The following is a 17821-nucleotide window of genomic DNA, read 5'->3' on the forward strand; positions in this document are numbered from 1 at the left end:
CTACTCTCTATAATCAAATTTATGTTAAGATTTTAGCAAAAAAAGGACAAAAAAATGTTTAAAAGATTTAGAAGATTAAGGCTTAATGAAAACTTAAGATCTATGGTAAGGGAAAATTCTTTAAGCGTGAATGATTTGATTTATCCGCTTTTTGTGGTTAGTGGAACGGGGATAAAAAAAGAAATTTCTTCTATGCCCGATGTGTTTCAAATGAGTTTAGATGAAATTTTAAAAGAGTGTCAAAATGTAGTCAACTTAGGTATTAAAGCTATTATACTTTTTGGCGTTTTAGAAAATGAGAAAAAAGATAGTTGCGGAAGCGATGCTTTAGATGATGAAGGGCTTGTTGCAAGAAGCATAAGAGAGATTAAGAAAAATTTTCCAGATCTTTTTGTAATTAGCGATCTTTGTTTTTGTGAGTATACAGATCACGGGCATTGTGGGATTATCGATCCAAAAACAAAAAGCGTGGATAATGATGCCACTTTAGAAATTTCAGCCAAACAAGCCTTAGTTCACGCAAGAGCAGGGGTAGATATGATAGCACCTAGTGGAATGATGGATGGTATTATCACTACTTTGCGTAAAGCTTTAGATAAGGAAGGTTTTGAAAATTTGCCTATAATGGCGTATTCTACTAAATTTGCATCAAGTTATTATGGGCCATTTCGAGATGTAGCAGAGTCAGCTCCAAGTTATGGAGATAGAAAAAGCTATCAAATGGATTTTGCTAATGGTAAAGAAGCTTTAGAAGAAAGCTTAGAAGATGAAGCACAAGGAGCTGATATTTTAATGGTAAAACCCGCTCTTGCTTATCTTGATGTAATTAAAGAAATATCCCTTTATTCTAACTTGCCTTTGTGTGTTTATAATGTAAGCGGAGAATATGCTATGCTAAAGGCAGCTAAAAATGCGGGAGTGATTGATTATGAAAAAATCTTATATGAAACTATGATAGCTTTTAAAAGAGCAGGGGCAAAGCTTATCATCACTTATCATGCCAAAGAATTAGCTAAAATGTTAAAAGGAGAAAAATGAAACATTTTTTAACTTTAAGAGATTTTTCTAAGGAGGAAATTTTAAGCCTTGTAAATCATGCTAGCGAGCTTAAAAAAGAGCCTAAAAAACTTTTACAAGATAAAACTTTAGCAATGATTTTTGAGAAAAATTCTACAAGAACAAGAATGGCTTTTGAATTAGCCATAACAGAGCTTGGCGGAAAGGCTTTATTTTTAAATAGCAATGATTTACAACTTAGTCGTGGCGAGCCTGTAAAGGATACAGCTAGGGTGATAGGGGCGATGGTTGATTTTGTGATGATGAGAGTCAATAAACATGAAACTTTACTCGAATTTGCAAGATATTCTAAAGCCCCTGTGATCAATGCTTTAAGCGAGCTTTATCACCCTACTCAGGTTTTAGGAGATTTGCTTACTATCAAAGAATGGAATAAGATGCAAAATGGTATAGCAAAAGTTGCTTTTATCGGAGATAGTAACAATATGTGCAATTCTTGGCTTATTGCGGCTGCGATTTTGGGCTTTGAATTTAGTATAGCTATACCAAAAAACTATAAAATTAGCCCTGAAATTTGGGAATTTGCTATGAAACAGGCTTTGATTTCAGGAGCCAAAATTTCCTTAAGTCATGATAAATTTGAAGCCTTAAAGGATAAAGATGTAGTCATCACCGATACTTGGGTTTCTATGGGTGAAGAGAATGAAAAAGAACGCAAGATTAAAGAATTTGAAGGATTTATAATCGATGAGAAGGCTATGAGCGTTGCCAATAAAGACGCGATATTGCTTCATTGTTTGCCTGCTTATAGGGGTTATGAAGTGAGTGAAGAAATTTTTGAAAAACATGCAGATGTGATTTTTGAAGAAGCAAGAAATCGCCTTTATGTGGTAAAAGCCTTGCTTTGCTTTTTGGATAATCAGAGAGGAAGAGAATGAAAGAGCTAGAAAAGTATAGCATTTGCTTAAAACGCATTGATGAATTTAGTCAAAATCTAGGAATAAAGAAAAAAGATAGAACGATTTTTAAAATGAAGCAAAGCGAGAATGAAAACGAAAAATGTTTAGTTCTTGAAAATGGAAGTTTTGATTCTCCTGAGCCTTGGTTTGTGATTGATGAAAACGATGAAATTCACACTTTGCTTTCTTTACAAAGTCTTAAGAATATACTTGAAAGTTTAAAACAAAGTCAAAAAGAGAATTTTGAATTGCGTTTAGAAAAGGCGATTTATCAACAAATTCCTGTAGATTTTAACGATGTTTGGACGGTTGCTATGGATGAGATCAAGCAAAAGGCGCAAAATGGCACCATGGAAGTTAGTATTGATCTTGAAAAATTAATTTCTAAAATCAAACAAAAGCATCCAAATTTATTTGTAGATATGCAAGCGATGATAGAAAGGGTAAACCAAAATGAGAGATTATAAAGCTTTTGTAAAATACTCTAAAGCAGGACCACGCTACACTTCTTATCCTACAGCAGTAGAGTTTAATGCAAATTTCAAATACGAAGAATATATAGAAATTTTAAAAAAGCAAGATAGATCTTTATCGCTTTATTTTCATTTACCATTTTGTAGGAGTGCCTGTTATTTTTGTGGTTGCAATGTTATTTATACAGCCAAAGAAGAGAGTAAAGAAAGATATTTAACTTATATTTTTAAAGAGCTTGATATTTTAAGTACTATTTTAGATACTAAAAGAGAAGTGGTGCAAATGCACTTTGGGGGCGGAACTCCAACTTTTTTTAGTGCTAAACAACTTCAAAATTTGATTTTAAAAATCAGATCTATTTTTAGAAATTTTTCTAAAGATGCAGAGATTAGCTGTGAGATCGATCCGCGTTTTTTAAATGACGAACAAGCCACAGTTTTAACACAAAATGGCTTTAATCGTATCAGCTTTGGAGTGCAGGATTTTGATGAAAAAGTTCAAAAAGAAATTCATCGCATCCAGCCTTTTGAATTAACACAAAATGCTTTAAATCTTGTAAGAAGTAAAGGCATAAAGTCTGTAAATATGGATTTAATTTATGGTTTGCCTTATCAAAATTTACAAAGCTTTACACAAACTTTAGAAAAAGTTATGCTTTTAAATCCTGATCGTTTGGCGATTTTTAATTACGCTCATGTGCCTTGGCTTAAGAAAAATATGAGAAAATTTGATGAAAATACCTTGCCAAGTCCTGATGTTAAACTTGAAATTTTAGAATTTTGTGAGAATTTTTTGAGTAAAAACGGCTATAAAATGATAGGTATGGATCATTTTGCAAAAGAAAATGATGAGCTTTTTAAAGCTTTAGAAAATGGAACTTTACATAGAAATTTCCAAGGTTATACTACTAAAGGTGGTGCTGATTTAGTCGGTGTTGGGCTTACAAGTATAGGCGAAGGACAAAGACATTATGCGCAAAATTTTAAAGATATGTCAAGTTATGAGGCTGCATTAGATAGAGGAGTTTTGCCTTTTGAAAGAGGCGTAGCTTTAAGCGATGATGATGAGCTTAGAAAAGCAGTGATTATGGAGTTAATGGCAAATTTTAAGCTTGATATCAAGTCAATAGAAAAAGAATTTTGCATTGATTTTCAGGAGTATTTTAAAGAGGATTTAAAAGCTTTAGAAGAATACAAAGATTTTATTAATTTTGATGAAAATTTTATCAAAGTCAATGAAACAGGTGTTTTGCTTATAAGAAATATTGCTATGTGTTTTGATGCTTATATGAAAAACATTAGTGAAGATAAAAAAGTATTCTCAAAAACGGTGTAAGATGAAATTTAGTCAAATAAGTGATGCTTGTGTTAAATGTGGCAAATGTATACCTGTTTGTACTATACATGAAGAAAATCGCGATGAAATTACCAGTCCAAGAGGATTTTTAGATCTTTTATCTGCTTATAAAGAGGGAATTCTAGAACTTGATAAAGAAGCTAAGAAAGTTTTTGAATCTTGTTTTTTATGTACCAATTGTGTTGAAGTGTGTCCAAGTAAATTAAGAGTAGATAATGCCATAGAAGAAGTTCGTTATGACATAGCTAAAAAATTTGGTATAGCTTGGTATAAAAAACTTATTTTTTTCTTTTTAAGAAGACGCACAATTTTAGATTTGGTAGCTAAGCTTGGCTATGTGTTTCAAAGTTGTGCGTTTAAAATTCAAAATGAGAATGAAAATACAGGTATGAAGGCAAGATTTTCCATGCCTTTTGTTAAAAAGGGAAGATTACTTACAAGTTTTAATAAAAAAAGTTTCTTAAATTCTAATCCAAAATTTATCAATAATGATGGAGAAAAAACAATAGGTTTTTTTGTAGGTTGTTTGGCGAATTATTTTTACATAGATACGGCTAATGCAGTGCTTAAAATCACTAGGGAATTAAAAATCAATGTGGATTTGATGAAAGAACAAGTGTGTTGTGGAGCGCCGCAATTTTTTACGGGTGATTTTAAAAGTGTTGAAGTTTTGGCTAAAAAAAATATTGAGTATTTTGAAAAAAAATTAGAAAAATTAGATGCTATTATAGTTCCTGAGGCCACTTGTTCGGCTATGTTAAAGATAGATTATGAACATTTTTTTATAATGCAAAATGATTTAGACTGGGCAAAACGCGCAAAATGTGTGTCATCTAAGATATATATGGCTAGCGAGTATTTTTATAAATTTACTTCTTTGGAAGAAATTTTAAAAACAAAAAATAAATTTAATTATAGCATTACTTATCACGATCCTTGCCATGCAAGAAAAATGCAAGGGGTTTTTAAAGAGCCAAGAGAACTTTTAAAAACAAATTATCATTTTGTGGAAATGAGTAATTCTAATACTTGTTGCGGTTTTGGCGGGGTGAGTATGCAAACGGATTATTATGATAAAGCCTTAAGTGTAGGGCTTAAAAAAGCACAAATGATCGATGAAAGTAAGGCTAGTGTGGTAAGTGCCGAGTGTTCAGCTTGTAGAATGCAAATTTCAAATGCATTAGAACAAAATTCAAGTAAGGTTGTTTTTGCTAGTTCTTTAGAGCTTATAGCAAAAGCTTTGTGATGATGAAGATAGTATTTAAAGGCAAAAGTTCTGAATATGAAATTCAAAGATCGTGCTTTTGTGTTGATGCTTTTGTGATTAAAGATAAGATTGAAGAACGAGATGGTGTTGATTTTATCACTTCAAATATAGAGCTTTTGGAATTTAGTGATGACAGTTTTACTTTTGAAGAAATTGTAAAACATTTTAATATTTGTAATAGTGAAGATATGATTATCGTTGAAGATTTTGACATGAAATCAAACAAAGATAATCAAAACCAAGAAGATAATATAAAACATGACATCTTAAAATCTGAAAAAATAATACATGAAAACACAAAACAAATAAGTATGCAATTTAAAAATTTAAAATTTTTTTCAAGAATTTTTAAAAATGAAAATTTTCTTTCTGATTTTAAAGAAAGCAAGCAAGAAGTTGTTGTTATCAAAAAACATGAAAAACTTGAAATTTTTAAAAATTTATCTCAAGAAGATCAAGAAATTAGCTTTGTTAAAATTGAAATTTTAAATTATGATAGTAATGAAGATAGTTTAAGTTTTAATCTTGATATATTTCCAAGCGGTATGAGCTATAAGTATGGAATTTTAAAAGGTTCTATGCATATTATTTTACAAGGTAAAACTTCTAGTACGATGCTTTTTCCGTTTTTAAAAAGCATGATTTATAAAAATAAAAGCGAAAATTCAAGTGAAAAAATTTTTACTTTAATGATAAATCAGAAAAAACACTATAAACTTATCGCAAATCTTTCTTAGTTTTATTTTATTATATTTTCTATATTAGAGCGATTTTTTTCAATTAAAGAGCGATTTTTTTGAGTTGTTTCTTTAAGATCGGCTATATCTTCTTTCATGTTTTGTATGTTTTGGTTGAGTAATTTTATCTTTTTTTCATAGCGAGTAACGATGATAAAGACTACAAATAAAAATATAATAATCAAAAAAATAAATGCTAAAAATTCCATATTTTTCCTTTTTAAAACTAGATTTTGAAATATATCATTTAAATACTTCAAAAAACTTTTATGGGTTTTTATTTTGTATTTTAGTTTTTTTATCTTTAAACTTATATATAAATTTTCAAAAAGTAACAAAAAAATATATAAAAAAATAATTAAATTAAAAAAATAATCAAAGATAATAAATATCTCATTTTTTTATGTTATATTTTAATAAATATCCAAAAAGGATTTTAATATGGAAAAATCACTTTTATTTCATTTTAGACGCATTGGGGTTGAATTTATTATTTTTAGTGTTTATGCTGTTTTTAGTATCTCTTGGGCAGCAACAGGGTCTTTAATGCCCTTGATTTCAAATGATCTTGCTCTAAATACTCAGCAAGCTACTTTAATCACTAGTATGATAGTAGTTGCGAAAATTTTTGGTGCTTCATTTACTGCTTTTTTGGTTTATAAATTCGGATTAAAAAAGGGATATTTTTTAGGCTGTATTTTAATGAGTTCGGGTATCTTTTTAAGTTTTGTAGATAGTTATAGTGGTATTTTGATTATAAGATTTTTAACAGGGCTTGGTTCAGCTTGTGCTTTAGTTTGTTTAGTGCCTATTGCACAACAATGGTTTGAAAAAAAAGCTTTACATTTTGTAATTAGTTTTAATATGACTTCAAATTTGGTAGGCATTACCCTAGGACTTGTTTTAGCTGAAAGTATCTCAAATTATTTTGGAAATTGGAGAGATTCTTTATCATTTTATGCTTGGATTAATTTGATTTTATTGATTTTGTGGCTTTTTGTAGGTAAAGATGAGAATAAAAAAGAAGAAAAAAAGAATAATGCAAAAGATCTTATTTATGCTCTAAAATCTCGTGTTACTTGGGGTATGATTATTTTTTACATAGGGCCTATTTTATTTTTAAATTCTCTTTTTACTTTTTTACCAACTTTTTATGCGCAATATGCGGGTTTTAGTAAAGAATTAGCTGATTTTGCTAAAAAAGAAATTCCAGCCTTGGCTAATTTTGCTATTATTTTTGGTCCTTATCTTGGATTATTTTTTAAAAGAAAAAATATTTCTTTTAAAATAATGCTATTGTCTGGAGGAGCGTGTATTTTTATATGCGGATTTTGTATGTTGTTTTTACAAAATTTAGTATTGATACAGATTTTTGCTGTGTTATCAGGCATTTTTTATTCTATGTGGTTTCCATTTTTCTTTAATCTACCTTCAGAATTAAAAAATTCTAATCCAAATCAAACTGCTTATATTATGAGTGCTTTTTGGAGTATTACCTTTGTTATACTATCATTTAACCTATGGGTAGTATCTTGGAGTGTTGATAAAACCCATAGTTTTACTTTGGGTTTTGTTTATATTTTTGCTTTGATTTTTATTTCAGCGATCTTAGCACAATTTGTTTTACCTAGAAGAGAAAATTTTATATAAGGAGAAAAATAGAATGAATTTAATTCCAGAAATACTAGACTTACAAGGCGAATTTGAAAAAATTCGTCATCAAATTCATGAAAATCCTGAGCTTGGTTTTGATGAATTATGTACTGCAAAATTAGTGGCGCAAAAATTAAAAGAATTTGGTTATGAGGTTTATGAAGAAATAGGAAAAACAGGTGTTGTGGGGGTTTTAAAAAAGGGAAATAACGATAAAAAAATAGGACTTCGTGCAGATATGGATGCTTTGCCTTTACAAGAATGCACAAATTTGCCTTATAAAAGCAAAAAAGAAAATGTAATGCATGCTTGCGGTCATGATGGACATACTACTTCTTTATTGCTTGCTGCAAAGTATTTAGCAAATCAGAATTTTAATGGCACTCTAAATCTTTATTTTCAACCTGCTGAAGAGGGTTTGGGTGGTGCTAAGGCAATGATAGAAGATGGATTGTTTGAAAAATTTGATAGTGATTATGTTTTTGGATGGCACAATATGCCTTTTGGTAGCGATAAGAAATTTTATCTTAAAAAAGGTGCGATGATGGCTTCTTCGGATAGTTATAGCATTGAAGTTATTGGAAGAGGTGGTCATGGAAGTGCTCCAGAAAAGGCAAAAGATCCTATTTATGCTGCTTCTTTACTTGTGGTGGCTTTGCAAAGTATAGTATCTCGCAATGTTGATCCTCAAAATTCAGCAGTTATAAGCATAGGAGCTTTTAATGCAGGGCATGCTTTTAATATCATTCCAGATATTGCAACGATTAAAATGAGTGTTAGAGCATTAGATAATGAAACTAGAAAACTAACTGAAGAAAAAATTTATAAAATTTGTAAAGGTATTGCACAGGCTAATGATATAGAGATTAAAATCAATAAAAATGTTGTTGCACCAGTGACTATGAACAACGATGAAGCTGTGGATTTTGCTAGTGAGGTTGCAAAAGAATTATTTGGCGAAAAAAATTGTGAATTTAATCATCGTCCTTTAATGGCAAGTGAGGATTTTGGATTTTTTTGCGAAATGAAAAAATGTGCCTATGCTTTTTTAGAAAATGAAAACGACATTTATTTACATAATTCTAGTTATGTTTTTAATGATAAGCTTTTAGCTAGGGCTGCAAGTTATTATGCGAAGCTAGCTTTAAAATACTTAAAATAAAAACTAATCTAGAATTTCAAGCACAATTTCTTCCTTTAAACCTTTGATTTGAATTTCTTTGAGTTTTAGGTTTGAAGGAAGGTTTGCTAAAAGCTCTTTATTGTTTTTTACTTGGTTTTTTGCACTTATGGAGAGTAAAATTCCCCTATAAGCTTTAGCAAAATGACTGATGACTTTACCATTTTTTACAAATTTATAGGTATAAAATTTCTTTTTTGGGGTATAGAATTTATCATAAAATCCTGCTCTAAGGTCAAGTATTTCTTCATTTTCCAAGTATTCATCTAAGGCTTTACTAAAATGTTCTTTATAAAATTTCTCTATGGCAAAATTTCCTATTTTAGCCCCTTGCTTGAATTTATAAAAGGGTAGGGTATCATTAGCTCTTACAACGCCAAAAAGATTAGAAAATATAAGAGTATTTTCTAAAATATAAGCTTGACTTTTTTTATCTAAAGCTTTAAAATTAAGATATTCATAACTTACCCCAGTATAAAGCAATATAGCTTCTTGAGTGGGAGCTTGTTTTAAATTGTGTTTAAATTTATCAATTTCATTTTCATTTTTAATGCCAAAAAGTTCTTGTAAATTCTGTAAACTTGCGTTTTTGATAAATTCTTCATAATGCTTTAAAGCTTTTATTCTATAAGGAAATAATTCTTTAAATATAAATGAGTTTTCATTGATAGGATTTTTTACGCAATTTTCATTTTTGCTTTCACTAGGGGAGAATAAAATTTTCATTTTAGCCTTTTTTTGTTAATGTTATGAAACATTAAGAGCAAAGAATTTAATCTTGCTTTTAATGTTTTTGAAGTTTTTATCATTTTAAAATTTAAAACGACGCTCCGCCCATTAACATAGAAAACATGATAAATGGAAGTATAATTTTTAACGCTTCTGTGGCGTCTTGATTGTTGATGCTTAGTTTTTCTATGCTGTCGATTCCTTGTGTGCTATAGTCACTAACAGGGATGTTTTTAAATTTTAAATCAAGATTGAGTTTATAATCATCATTTTGAGTGATATTGTTTAAAATAGCTAAAGCTTTATCAAAGATTAATGTTTGTTCTTCATTTTGACTTTGAGCTTTTAAGGTTTGTAAATTTTCCTTAGCAGTTGCTATATAGCTACTAAATACGCCTTCGGTTTTAAGAGTTGAATCAATTTTAAAATTATTTAAGATGATGTATTTTTGGATTGTATTGCTAAAATCTGAAGCTTGTTCGTAGTTTGCTATATTAAGAAGTTCATTGATAGCTTGTTCATCCATAGCTAAAGTTTGAGTGTTAAATTTTATACCCTTAGAATCAAGGTAATTAAGTAGATCTTCTTTTAGATTTATATTTAGATTTGTATTGAAATTTAATTTTGCGTTATAAAATTTTATATTAAGATTATCTAGATAATTGTTTTCTTGTTTGTTTATGGAGTTATCAAATGATAAAGTATAAGAATCCGAGCTTAATTTATTGATAAAAGAGCTGATTTTTGGATCTTGTTGAAATAAGCTTGCATTGATGTCACTAACAACTTTTTCTCCAAGTTTAAAATCTTCAAAAACCAAATTTGATTGTATGCTTTTTTGGTTTTTAAAAAGATCGTTGTAATATTCTTTAATGTTAATTGATGTATTTGCTTCGCCTTTGTAAATTTCATTTGAGCGAATTTTGATATTTTTTGCTTGAAATAGTTCTTGATACTCATCGTTGTTATCTTTTGCAAGAGTTTTGAAATTTGAACTTAAACACGCTATAAAATCACCATCTGCATTGCATTTAAAATCAGAAAATTCAATCTTTATTCCAGAATCCTGAGAAAGGTTTGCAATTTCTTGTTTAACTGTTTGATTTAGTTGATTTTCATATTTTTTAACTGTTTTTTCATCTATGGAATTTCCGCAAGCTGAAAACAAAACAGCTATTCCAATAGAGAGAAAAATACCTTTTTTCATAGTTTTCTCCTTAAAAATTTTAAAACAAAGATTATATCTTTTTTTACTTAAAATTTAAACAATGCTAAAAGAGAGTGTGAGATTAATTACATTTTTACACATAGGAAAATCTTTTTAGTTTGTTTCAAATGCATTATTTATAATTTTAAGTATAATTAACTTTGCAATTATTATATATTTTTGCAATAGCTTTAAGCTTATTTTTAAAGAAAGGAAATGTATGAAAAAAATACTTCTAAGTGTTTTAACGGCCTTTGTTGCAGTAGTATTGGCTGCTTGTGGAGGAAATTCTGACTCTAAAACTTTAAATTCTCTTGATAAGATCAAGCAAAATGGAGTTATTAGGATTGGGGTATTTGGCGATAAACCACCTTTTGGTTATGTGGATGAAAAAGGAAACAATCAAGGCTATGATATAGCTTTAGCTAAACGCATAGCAAAAGAACTTTTTGGCGATGAAAATAAGGTGCAATTTGTTCTTGTTGAAGCTGCAAATAGGGTTGAGTTTTTAAAATCAAATAAAGTAGATATTATTTTGGCTAATTTTACTCAAACTCCAGAAAGATCTGAACAGGTTGATTTTTGCTTGCCTTATATGAAGGTAGCTTTAGGCGTAGCTGTGCCAAAGGATAGTAATATAACTAGCGTAGAAGATTTAAAAGATAAAACTTTACTTTTAAACAAAGGCACAACAGCGGATGCGTATTTTACGCAAAATTATCCTAATATTAAAACTTTAAAATACGATCAAAATACTGAAACTTTTGCCGCTTTGATGGATAAAAGAGGCGATGCTTTAAGTCATGATAATACCTTGCTTTTTGCTTGGGTGAAAGATCATCCTGATTTTAAAATGGGTATCAAAGAGTTAGGTAACAAAGATGTTATCGCACCAGCAGTTAAAAAAGGTGATAAAGAACTTAAAGAATTTATCGATAATTTGATCATTAAACTAGGCCAAGAGCAGTTTTTTCACAAGGCTTATGATGAAACTTTAAAAGTTCATTTTGGAGATGATGTTAAGGCTGATGATGTAGTGATTGAAGGTGGAAAAATTTAATAAAGGGCTTTTTGCCCTTTAGTTGATTTAGGATAAAATATGCAAAAAAAATACAAAAATATTATTTATGCTTCTTTGGGTGGAATTTTAGAATTTTATGATTTTGTGCTTTTTGCTTTTTTTTTGGATATTTTTGCTAAGGTATTCTTTCCGCAAAATGATGCTTTTTGGATGCAGATAAATGCTTATATAGCCTTTGGTGCTGCTTATTTAGCGCGTCCTTTTGGTTCTATTGTGATGGCACATTTTGCTGATAGATATGGAAGAAAGAATATTTTTTATATTTCTATGCTTTTGATGGTTTTGCCTAGTTTTGCTTTAGCTTTTTTGCCAAGTTATGAAAGTATAGGTATATTTGCTACTTTGATTTTATTCACTATTCGTATTTTGCAAGGTTTAGCCGTTGGAACTGAGGTGAGCGGAGCTTGGATTTATGTGAGCGAATTTGTCAAAGGGTGCCAAATTCCTTTAGCTCTTGGTTTTATTTCAGCGACTTTAACCATAGGTTTATTGCTAGGAAATATTGCCACTTTAGGCATAAGATCTTATTTTACCCCAGAAGAAGTTCAAAGCTATGCTTGGAGAATTCCTTTTATCATAGGAGGATTTTTTGGAATTTTAGCTTTGTTTTTAAGAAATAAACTCAGCGAAACTCCAGAATTTATAAAAGTTCAAAATGAAAAGAAAATTTTAAATTTTCCATTGTTTGAAGCTTTAAAAACTCATAAAATGAGTATGCTTGTTTGTTTTTTAATGACTATGGTTTTAACAAGCGGTGTGGCAACTTTGATGATTTTGCCTAAGTATTTTGAAAGTCTTTTAGCTATGAGTAAAACTTCTGCTTTATGGGTGCAAAATTTTGCTATTTTAGCGGTGATTTTTGGAGCTTTATTTCAAGGTTTTTTAGCAAGCAAATGGGGAAGCTATAGGATTTGTTCTATTTTTAGTATAGCTTTTATTATTTTTGGTGTGCTTTTTAGTTTTTATGATGAGAATTTTTTATTTTATTTTTTACTGGCTTGTTTTGCACAAGGTATTATTACTTTCGCGCCTGTTTTTATGACGCAAATTTTTAAAAGCGAACTTAAATTTAGCGGGCTTAGTTTTGCTTATAATATTTCTTATGCGATTTTAGGTTTTTTAACCCCTTTTATAGTCAATGCTTTTTATAAAGAGTATTTAGGTATTTATCTTGCTATAGTGGGATCTTGCTCCTTGCTTTGTGTGTTTTTGTTAAAACGCGTTTTTGCAAGAAGCAAGATTAAAGAATTAAGCATTGTCTTTTAAAACTTCAAAAACAACCTTAGATATTTTTTCAACTGAAGCGATTTCGCAATGCTCATCAGTTGAATGAGGATTATGGATATTTGGACCTATAGAAGCGCATAAAAGCTCTTGTTTTTTCTCTATAATGCCACACTCAAGCCCTGCATGGATAGCTGAAACTTTGGCATTAGGCGATACTTTTTTAAGCGCTTTAAAAACCATGTCGCTAAGTGCGTTTGGTTTGCCTTCCCAAGGTGGATAGAAATTAAAACTTCTTACTTTAAAATCAAAAGCCTTGAAAAATTCTAAAGTTTCAAATTCTACTTGCTTAAGTCCATCAAGTATATTAGATCTTGCAAAAAGTGCGAATTTGATTTGTTTATCTTGCATTCTTAAAGTAGCTAGGTTAATGCTTGTTTGAATTATACCTAGATTTTCATCATAAGCTCTAACTCCATGAGTAAAAGAATTTATAAGGCTTAAAAGTTTGTTACTTTGATCGCAAATTTCAAATTCACCTTCTTCTTTAAAATCGCATTTTATCCAGTTATTGCTCTTTACTTCATTTTTAAAATGCACTAAAGCTTTGGCGTGTTTAGGTATAGAATTGATTCTTTCTCCACCTTCAAAAGAAATGATTTCTCCTTTATTTTCTTGTATGAATTTAGCCATTTCTTTGATGGAGCTTTTTTCGTTGCGTACGATATTTATGCCTGAGTGTCCACCTTTAAAATTTTGCGCGCAAAGCTCATAAATTTTACCCTTTTTTCTAAGGGTATTAAAAGGCAAGCTAGCTTCTATATCTACTCCACCTGCACAGCCTATCATGATCTCATCATCGCTTTCATGATCTAAATTTAAAAGCATTTTAGATTCTAAAGTGTGCTCGAGTGAATTCACTCCCATGAGTCCTACTTCTTCATCGTTTGTAAAAAGACACTCTAAATTTTCAAATTCAGCCATAGCGCTCATCATGATGGCTATACCTATACCATTATCCGCGCCAAGACTTGAATTTTTGGCTCTTAAAAAGCCATTTTCTTCATAAACTTCTAAGTTTGGTGCATCGCCCATACAGACCATATCATAATGGCTTTGTAAGCAAATTTTTGGTTTGCCTTTTATGGCACGGATATTTCCTGCTTTATCTACACTCACTTTAAAGCCTTTATCTTTAGCATAAGAGCTTAAAAATTCTTTCATTTGTTCTGTTTCATAACTGCAATGAGGAATTTTACATAATTGTTTAAAATTTTCTATAACATTTTGCATTTTATCTCCTTTGTTTTGATAAAATTATGGCATATTTTTTAAAATTTAAAGGCAAAATGATTAAAAAATGAGAATAAATTATAAAAAATTATTTAATTTAAGAAAATTACTAAGTGATCCAAAAAAACTTTTTTCTGTATTAATTTTTACTCTTGTAGTTGTTTTTATCCAGAATTATATTGCCCAAAATTCTAGTTTTGAAGGAAAAGTAGTTAGAATTATTGATGGAGATACTATAGAAGTTAATCATGAAAACAAACTCGCTAGAATAAGATTTTTTGGTATAGATGCACCAGAACTTAAGCAAAGTTTTGGAAAGCAATCAAAAGAAGCTTTAAGTAGAATTTTAAGCGGTAAACAAGTTGAAATTATTTATAAAAATAAAGATACTTATGGTAGAATTGTTGCTATTGTAAAGCTTAATAATGTTGATATTAATCAATTTTTAGTAAGCAAAGGCTATGCTTGGGCTGATACTTACTATAGTAATGCTTATATTAAAGAACAAGAAAATGCTAAGAAAAATCATTTAGGTCTTTGGAAAGAGGGTAATCCTATAGAGCCTTATAAATGGAGAAAACACAATAAATTCTAAGGAAAAACATGAAAAAATATACTTTAATGATACTATTAGTTTTAGGAATTTCTGGATGTTTTGTAAATGAAAGAGGAATTTCAAATCGTTTTTATGATGATTGCAAAGAATATTATGATGGAAGTGGAACTTATCATAAGGATTGCCCAAAGAATTGGGTGGATATTAAAATGACTCCTTGATTATTTTCCACCCACAGAGGCCATTAATGCAGCTGCTACGGCTTCTGGATTGTTGATTTTGGCACCTTGTTCTTGATTTTCTGTAGGTTTAACAGTATTAAGTGGCGGACGCTTGAGTTTAAATATATGCTCATCAGTGCTAACAACTTGTATCGTTCCTTCAAACATTTTAATTTCTTTAACATGCCCGACCACTTTTACATCTCTTTTTTTGGAGGTTTCGTCAAAAAGTGCATGAGCTTCAAGTTCTAAAACATCGCCTAATTTAAGCGGAGCATAAAAAAAACATTTTGATCCAATAATCACTGAAAATTCTTTATTGATAGAGGCTTGTGCTACATAGTTTGCTGCAGCGAAAATAAAGGCATCAAAAATCAATCCTTGATCATCTGCTACCATTTCGCTTGTGGTTATTAAAATTGATTTGGCATAGTTTTTATCAATTTCTATAATGGTTCCAGCAAGCGAGGTGTTTAATTCAGGACAAGTGAGTAATTCTGCTCTAACACGAGATATATCTTCTGCAGATGCGTATTCTTCAAGTTGTGCATATTCTTCAAAATTATCTTTTTTTGCCATATCTAACCTTTAAATTCTACTTATCTACTTCAAAATATCTAAAATTCAATATCGGCAAAAAATAAAAAGAATTTATATTTTAATGCGTATATAAACTCTTTTGGGTGCTTCATAGCCTTCAATGGTAAGATTTTTATCCTTTGGATCTAAGAAATTTTCCAGCGAAAAAGAGTCTATCCATTCTGTTTTTCTTTGTTCGTTTTCATCGGTTTTTTTTGTAGCCAAAACTTCAAATTCTTTAAATCCTGCTCTTTCACACCAGTTTTTTAATGCACTAATGCTTGGTACAAAATAAATATTTGGAATTTTAGAATAAGTTTTATTAGGCACAAGAGCGATTTCTCTCTCATCTTCTATATACATGGTATCTAAAAAAACAACTCCATTTTTATTAAGTCCTGCTTTTAAATCTTTTAGCATTTTTATAGGATCACTTCTATGATAAATCACCCCAAGACAGAAAATCACATCAAATTTCAAGCCATAGCTTGGAAGATCTTCTACGCCTAAAAGTTCGTATTCTATAGGAGTTTTAGCTAAAGCGTTAATGAGTTCAAATTGCAAACGGTATTTGATAGAAGGATCAAAACCTATGAGTTTTGCAGGATTAAATTCAAGCATTTTAAACATATAATAACCATTATTACAGCCTATATCAGCAACGCATTTTTGAGAAATTTCGTTCATAAAAGGCTTTAAAATATTAAATTTAATAAAACTTTGCCATTCTGTATCGATGAAAAGATCGTCTATTTTAAAAGGACCTTTTCTCCATGGTTTAAGTTCTTTTGTTATAGCTAGGATTTCATCTTTGGCTTGAGAATTTGTAGATAAATTTACACTATCATCTAAAGAAAAATTACAAGCAAGATTGAGAGCTTTAAGTTCTTGAATTTTAGCGTATAAAGGGTGATTTAGAAATTGTTTTTTGAGTAAATTTTCTTGCATTTTTATCCTTGACATTTGCTTTTAATGCTAAATTATAACATTAAAAGCTTTTATGGCAATATAAATCTCATATGTATTAAATATTTGATCAAAAATAAATTTTTAAAAACTCAAAATACTTCCCAAAACTCACATAAGCTTTAGAACTATAATCATCATTTTTATAAAGCTTTAGCTAAATCAAGCTTAACATAAAAATTTCCTGTTTTATTATAAAGCAGTTGCAAATCATAGGTATCCATATAGTTTGTTTCACTTACTCTATATAGTTTAGAAACATTCTCACACCAAGAATAACCTATATCATAAAAAGGAGTGATATAAAAATCTTTCAAAGGAGTAGTCATTCTAAGTCCAAAGCTAGCTACTACAGCATTATCTCTATCTTCATTATTATAAACCCTTACTCCATAAGGACCTACTAAAGATATAGTTTTACTATTATCTAGTATAAATAGATTCATTAATAACTTGTTGATAATTTAAGCTAAAAAGATGAGTAAAGGTATCATTAAAGAAATAAGTATTGTTAAGATTGACATTAAGTTTAGCAAATTTTCAAATTCTACTCCATCTACTTTGCTTGTTTCTATACCTCATTAAGAAATTCATGCGTTGATTGCTTTTAGAACTGCTAAGATTTTTATATGAGTATCTTTAGGTTTAAGATAAAAAACTGAACTAAGTTCTCCTTGTTCTAATATAAGTTTATTATAACTTGCATTAGCATAATCGGTTTTTGCTATGATTAAAAAAGGAAGTGCTCTAACTGTTTTTATTACTATGATTAGCTGTATTGACACTATTAAAAGAAAGAACTTTATCTTCTCTCATATCAGAAGCAAGTAAATAATGTTTAAAATTTAAATCGTTTATATTTATAATATTAACTTTAGTATTGTTATAAATTAAAGTAATATTGTTAATATCATGTTTAGAACTCTTAGAATAATAATTTATACCTTGGGGTTTTTATAAGTAGAATTGGTTTTATCATAAAGTTTGTTATCATTAAAATAATACTCTGGAATATTGAAATTTCGATTGTCTGTAGTATTTGCTTGAGTGACTAAAAGCATTGATGCTTAAGAAGGTAACAATAGAAAGTTTAAAACAAAATTTCTCTACACCCCTCCCCGTGAAGTTAAAAAGCTTAATGGCTGGCATAGATATCCTTAAATATTGATTATTATATTTTAACTATTTAACAATATCTGTAAATATTATCAAAAGAAAGCGTAATTATAATATTCTTAAGTATATTAATTATAAATAAAATATTTAAATAATATTAATAATAAAAAAGTTATTTTTTAATTTTATTTTTTATAATATATATT

At 29.4% G+C, this 17821-nt stretch carries 18 protein-coding genes and 2 pseudogenes; 12 read left to right on the plus strand and 8 right to left on the minus strand.

What is annotated here, in order from left to right; translation table 11 throughout:
• Positions 1-54 precede the first annotated feature (54 nt).
• Genes hemB through AJN58_RS07195 form a run of 6 tightly spaced genes read left to right on the plus strand, consistent with a single transcriptional unit; the run spans position 55 to position 5810 of the window.
• On the plus strand, positions 55-1038 hold the full coding sequence (hemB, locus tag AJN58_RS07170) for a porphobilinogen synthase (protein ID WP_044779212.1): 984 nt from the start codon (positions 55-57) through the stop codon (positions 1036-1038).
• Positions 1035-1955 carry an ornithine carbamoyltransferase gene (gene argF / locus AJN58_RS07175; RefSeq protein WP_004305704.1) on the plus strand — a complete coding sequence of 307 codons (921 nt, stop codon included), beginning with the start codon at positions 1035-1037 and terminating at the stop codon, positions 1953-1955. Before hemB ends, argF begins: the two co-directional genes overlap by 4 nt.
• Positions 1952-2443, plus strand: a complete 492-nt coding sequence (locus AJN58_RS07180) for a DUF2603 domain-containing protein (protein WP_044779214.1) — start codon at positions 1952-1954, stop codon at positions 2441-2443. The genes argF and AJN58_RS07180 overlap by 4 nt, the downstream gene beginning before the upstream one ends.
• Entirely contained in the window at positions 2430-3785 is a 1356-nt protein-coding gene (hemN, locus tag AJN58_RS07185) for an oxygen-independent coproporphyrinogen III oxidase (protein ID WP_002861729.1), read from the plus strand. Before AJN58_RS07180 ends, hemN begins: the two co-directional genes overlap by 14 nt.
• Position 3786: 1 nt before the next feature.
• Positions 3787-5052, plus strand: a complete 1266-nt coding sequence (locus AJN58_RS07190) for a (Fe-S)-binding protein (RefSeq protein ID WP_070233096.1) — start codon at positions 3787-3789, stop codon at positions 5050-5052.
• A complete protein-coding gene (locus tag AJN58_RS07195; RefSeq protein ID WP_074470038.1) occupies positions 5049-5810 on the plus strand; it encodes a DUF5416 family protein in 762 nt (253 codons plus the stop codon). Before AJN58_RS07190 ends, AJN58_RS07195 begins: the two co-directional genes overlap by 4 nt.
• Before the next feature lie 2 nt (positions 5811-5812).
• Here the strand turns inward: AJN58_RS07195 and AJN58_RS07200 are convergent, their stop codons facing one another.
• A complete protein-coding gene (locus AJN58_RS07200; RefSeq protein ID WP_002853356.1) occupies positions 5813-6019 on the minus strand; it encodes a membrane protein in 207 nt (68 codons plus the stop codon).
• A gap of 232 nt (positions 6020-6251) precedes the next feature.
• On the opposite strand from AJN58_RS07200, the gene AJN58_RS07210 reads away from it, so the two are divergent.
• Both AJN58_RS07210 and AJN58_RS07215 read left to right on the plus strand, forming a co-directional pair.
• The gene (locus AJN58_RS07210) at positions 6252-7460 is read left to right on the plus strand and encodes a CynX/NimT family MFS transporter (RefSeq protein WP_070233101.1); all 1209 of its coding nucleotides are present in this window, start codon (positions 6252-6254) and stop codon (positions 7458-7460) included.
• A 13-nt stretch (positions 7461-7473) separates the two neighbouring features.
• Positions 7474-8625: a M20 aminoacylase family protein gene (locus AJN58_RS07215; RefSeq protein ID WP_044779510.1), complete on the plus strand. Its 1152-nt coding sequence runs from the start codon at positions 7474-7476 to the stop codon at positions 8623-8625.
• A gap of 3 nt (positions 8626-8628) precedes the next feature.
• Here the strand turns inward: AJN58_RS07215 and AJN58_RS07220 are convergent, their stop codons facing one another.
• Both AJN58_RS07220 and jlpA read right to left on the minus strand, forming a co-directional pair.
• Positions 8629-9369, minus strand: coding sequence for a YaaA family protein (locus tag AJN58_RS07220; RefSeq protein ID WP_070233103.1), 741 nt, complete (start codon positions 9367-9369; stop codon positions 8629-8631).
• Between the two features lie 91 nt (positions 9370-9460).
• On the minus strand, positions 9461-10579 hold the full coding sequence (gene jlpA / locus AJN58_RS07225; RefSeq protein WP_070276548.1) for a lipoprotein adhesin JlpA: 1119 nt from the start codon (positions 10577-10579) through the stop codon (positions 9461-9463).
• 220 nt (positions 10580-10799) lie between these two features.
• On the opposite strand from jlpA, the gene AJN58_RS07230 reads away from it, so the two are divergent.
• Together AJN58_RS07230 and AJN58_RS07235 are read left to right on the plus strand one after the other, a co-directional pair.
• Entirely contained in the window at positions 10800-11639 is an 840-nt protein-coding gene (locus AJN58_RS07230) for a cysteine ABC transporter substrate-binding protein (RefSeq protein ID WP_070233108.1), read from the plus strand.
• A gap of 39 nt (positions 11640-11678) precedes the next feature.
• Positions 11679-12926 (plus strand): MFS transporter, encoded by a 1248-nt coding sequence (locus tag AJN58_RS07235; RefSeq protein WP_044779505.1) that lies wholly within the window; start codon positions 11679-11681, stop codon positions 12924-12926.
• Here the strand turns inward: AJN58_RS07235 and AJN58_RS07240 are convergent.
• On the minus strand, positions 12909-14177 hold the full coding sequence (locus AJN58_RS07240; protein ID WP_044779504.1) for a M20/M25/M40 family metallo-hydrolase: 1269 nt from the start codon (positions 14175-14177) through the stop codon (positions 12909-12911). The two genes, AJN58_RS07235 and AJN58_RS07240, sit on opposite strands and share 18 nt — an antisense overlap.
• A 67-nt stretch (positions 14178-14244) precedes the next feature.
• On the opposite strand from AJN58_RS07240, the gene AJN58_RS07245 reads away from it, so the two are divergent.
• Both AJN58_RS07245 and AJN58_RS07250 read left to right on the plus strand, forming a co-directional pair.
• Positions 14245-14772 (plus strand): thermonuclease family protein, encoded by a 528-nt coding sequence (locus tag AJN58_RS07245; protein WP_070233110.1) that lies wholly within the window; start codon positions 14245-14247, stop codon positions 14770-14772.
• Positions 14773-14780: 8 nt separating this feature from the next.
• Positions 14781-14954 carry a hypothetical protein gene (locus tag AJN58_RS07250; RefSeq protein ID WP_044779503.1) on the plus strand — a complete coding sequence of 58 codons (174 nt, stop codon included), beginning with the start codon at positions 14781-14783 and terminating at the stop codon, positions 14952-14954.
• Here AJN58_RS07250 and AJN58_RS07255 read toward each other — a convergent pair whose 3' ends face one another.
• The 4 genes and pseudogenes from AJN58_RS07255 to AJN58_RS10375 form a co-directional block, all read right to left on the minus strand.
• Positions 14955-15533, minus strand: coding sequence for a hypothetical protein (locus AJN58_RS07255; protein WP_002873190.1), 579 nt, complete (start codon positions 15531-15533; stop codon positions 14955-14957).
• Positions 15534-15605: 72 nt separating this feature from the next.
• Positions 15606-16496: a tRNA 5-methoxyuridine(34)/uridine 5-oxyacetic acid(34) synthase CmoB gene (gene cmoB / locus AJN58_RS07260; protein WP_074470040.1), complete on the minus strand. Its 891-nt coding sequence runs from the start codon at positions 16494-16496 to the stop codon at positions 15606-15608.
• A gap of 73 nt (positions 16497-16569) precedes the next feature.
• Positions 16570-17039: pseudogene (locus tag AJN58_RS07265) on the minus strand (ShlB/FhaC/HecB family hemolysin secretion/activation protein); the annotation flags it as partial.
• Between the two features lie 39 nt (positions 17040-17078).
• A pseudogene (locus tag AJN58_RS10375) lies at positions 17079-17648 on the minus strand (hypothetical protein); the annotation flags it as partial.
• Positions 17649-17821: the final 173 nt, after the last annotated feature.

Source organism: Campylobacter sp. BCW_4321, from assembly GCF_001763075.1.
Classification (GTDB): Bacteria; Campylobacterota; Campylobacteria; order Campylobacterales; family Campylobacteraceae; genus Campylobacter_D; species Campylobacter_D jejuni.

Bases quoted from the DNA above. Each gene is read 5' to 3' on its own strand.
- cmoB (WP_074470040.1), bottom strand. From the start codon at position 16,496: ATGTCAAGGATAAAAATGCAAGAAAATTTACTCAAAAAACAATTTCTA.
- AJN58_RS07220 (WP_070233103.1), bottom strand. From the start codon at position 9,369: ATGAAAATTTTATTCTCCCCTAGTGAAAGCAAAAATGAAAATTGCGTA.
- AJN58_RS07190 (WP_070233096.1), top strand. From the start codon at position 3,787: ATGAAATTTAGTCAAATAAGTGATGCTTGTGTTAAATGTGGCAAATGT.
- AJN58_RS07255 (WP_002873190.1), bottom strand. From the start codon at position 15,533: ATGGCAAAAAAAGATAATTTTGAAGAATATGCACAACTTGAAGAATAC.
- AJN58_RS07240 (WP_044779504.1), bottom strand. From the start codon at position 14,177: ATGCAAAATGTTATAGAAAATTTTAAACAATTATGTAAAATTCCTCAT.
- AJN58_RS07215 (WP_044779510.1), top strand. From the start codon at position 7,474: ATGAATTTAATTCCAGAAATACTAGACTTACAAGGCGAATTTGAAAAA.
- AJN58_RS07235 (WP_044779505.1), top strand. From the start codon at position 11,679: ATGCAAAAAAAATACAAAAATATTATTTATGCTTCTTTGGGTGGAATT.
- hemN (WP_002861729.1), top strand. From the start codon at position 2,430: ATGAGAGATTATAAAGCTTTTGTAAAATACTCTAAAGCAGGACCACGC.
- argF (WP_004305704.1), top strand. From the start codon at position 1,035: ATGAAACATTTTTTAACTTTAAGAGATTTTTCTAAGGAGGAAATTTTA.
- AJN58_RS07200 (WP_002853356.1), bottom strand. From the start codon at position 6,019: ATGGAATTTTTAGCATTTATTTTTTTGATTATTATATTTTTATTTGTA.
- hemB (WP_044779212.1), top strand. From the start codon at position 55: ATGTTTAAAAGATTTAGAAGATTAAGGCTTAATGAAAACTTAAGATCT.
- AJN58_RS07245 (WP_070233110.1), top strand. From the start codon at position 14,245: ATGAGAATAAATTATAAAAAATTATTTAATTTAAGAAAATTACTAAGT.
- AJN58_RS07250 (WP_044779503.1), top strand. From the start codon at position 14,781: ATGAAAAAATATACTTTAATGATACTATTAGTTTTAGGAATTTCTGGA.
- AJN58_RS07180 (WP_044779214.1), top strand. From the start codon at position 1,952: ATGAAAGAGCTAGAAAAGTATAGCATTTGCTTAAAACGCATTGATGAA.
- AJN58_RS07210 (WP_070233101.1), top strand. From the start codon at position 6,252: ATGGAAAAATCACTTTTATTTCATTTTAGACGCATTGGGGTTGAATTT.
- jlpA (WP_070276548.1), bottom strand. From the start codon at position 10,579: ATGAAAAAAGGTATTTTTCTCTCTATTGGAATAGCTGTTTTGTTTTCA.
- AJN58_RS07230 (WP_070233108.1), top strand. From the start codon at position 10,800: ATGAAAAAAATACTTCTAAGTGTTTTAACGGCCTTTGTTGCAGTAGTA.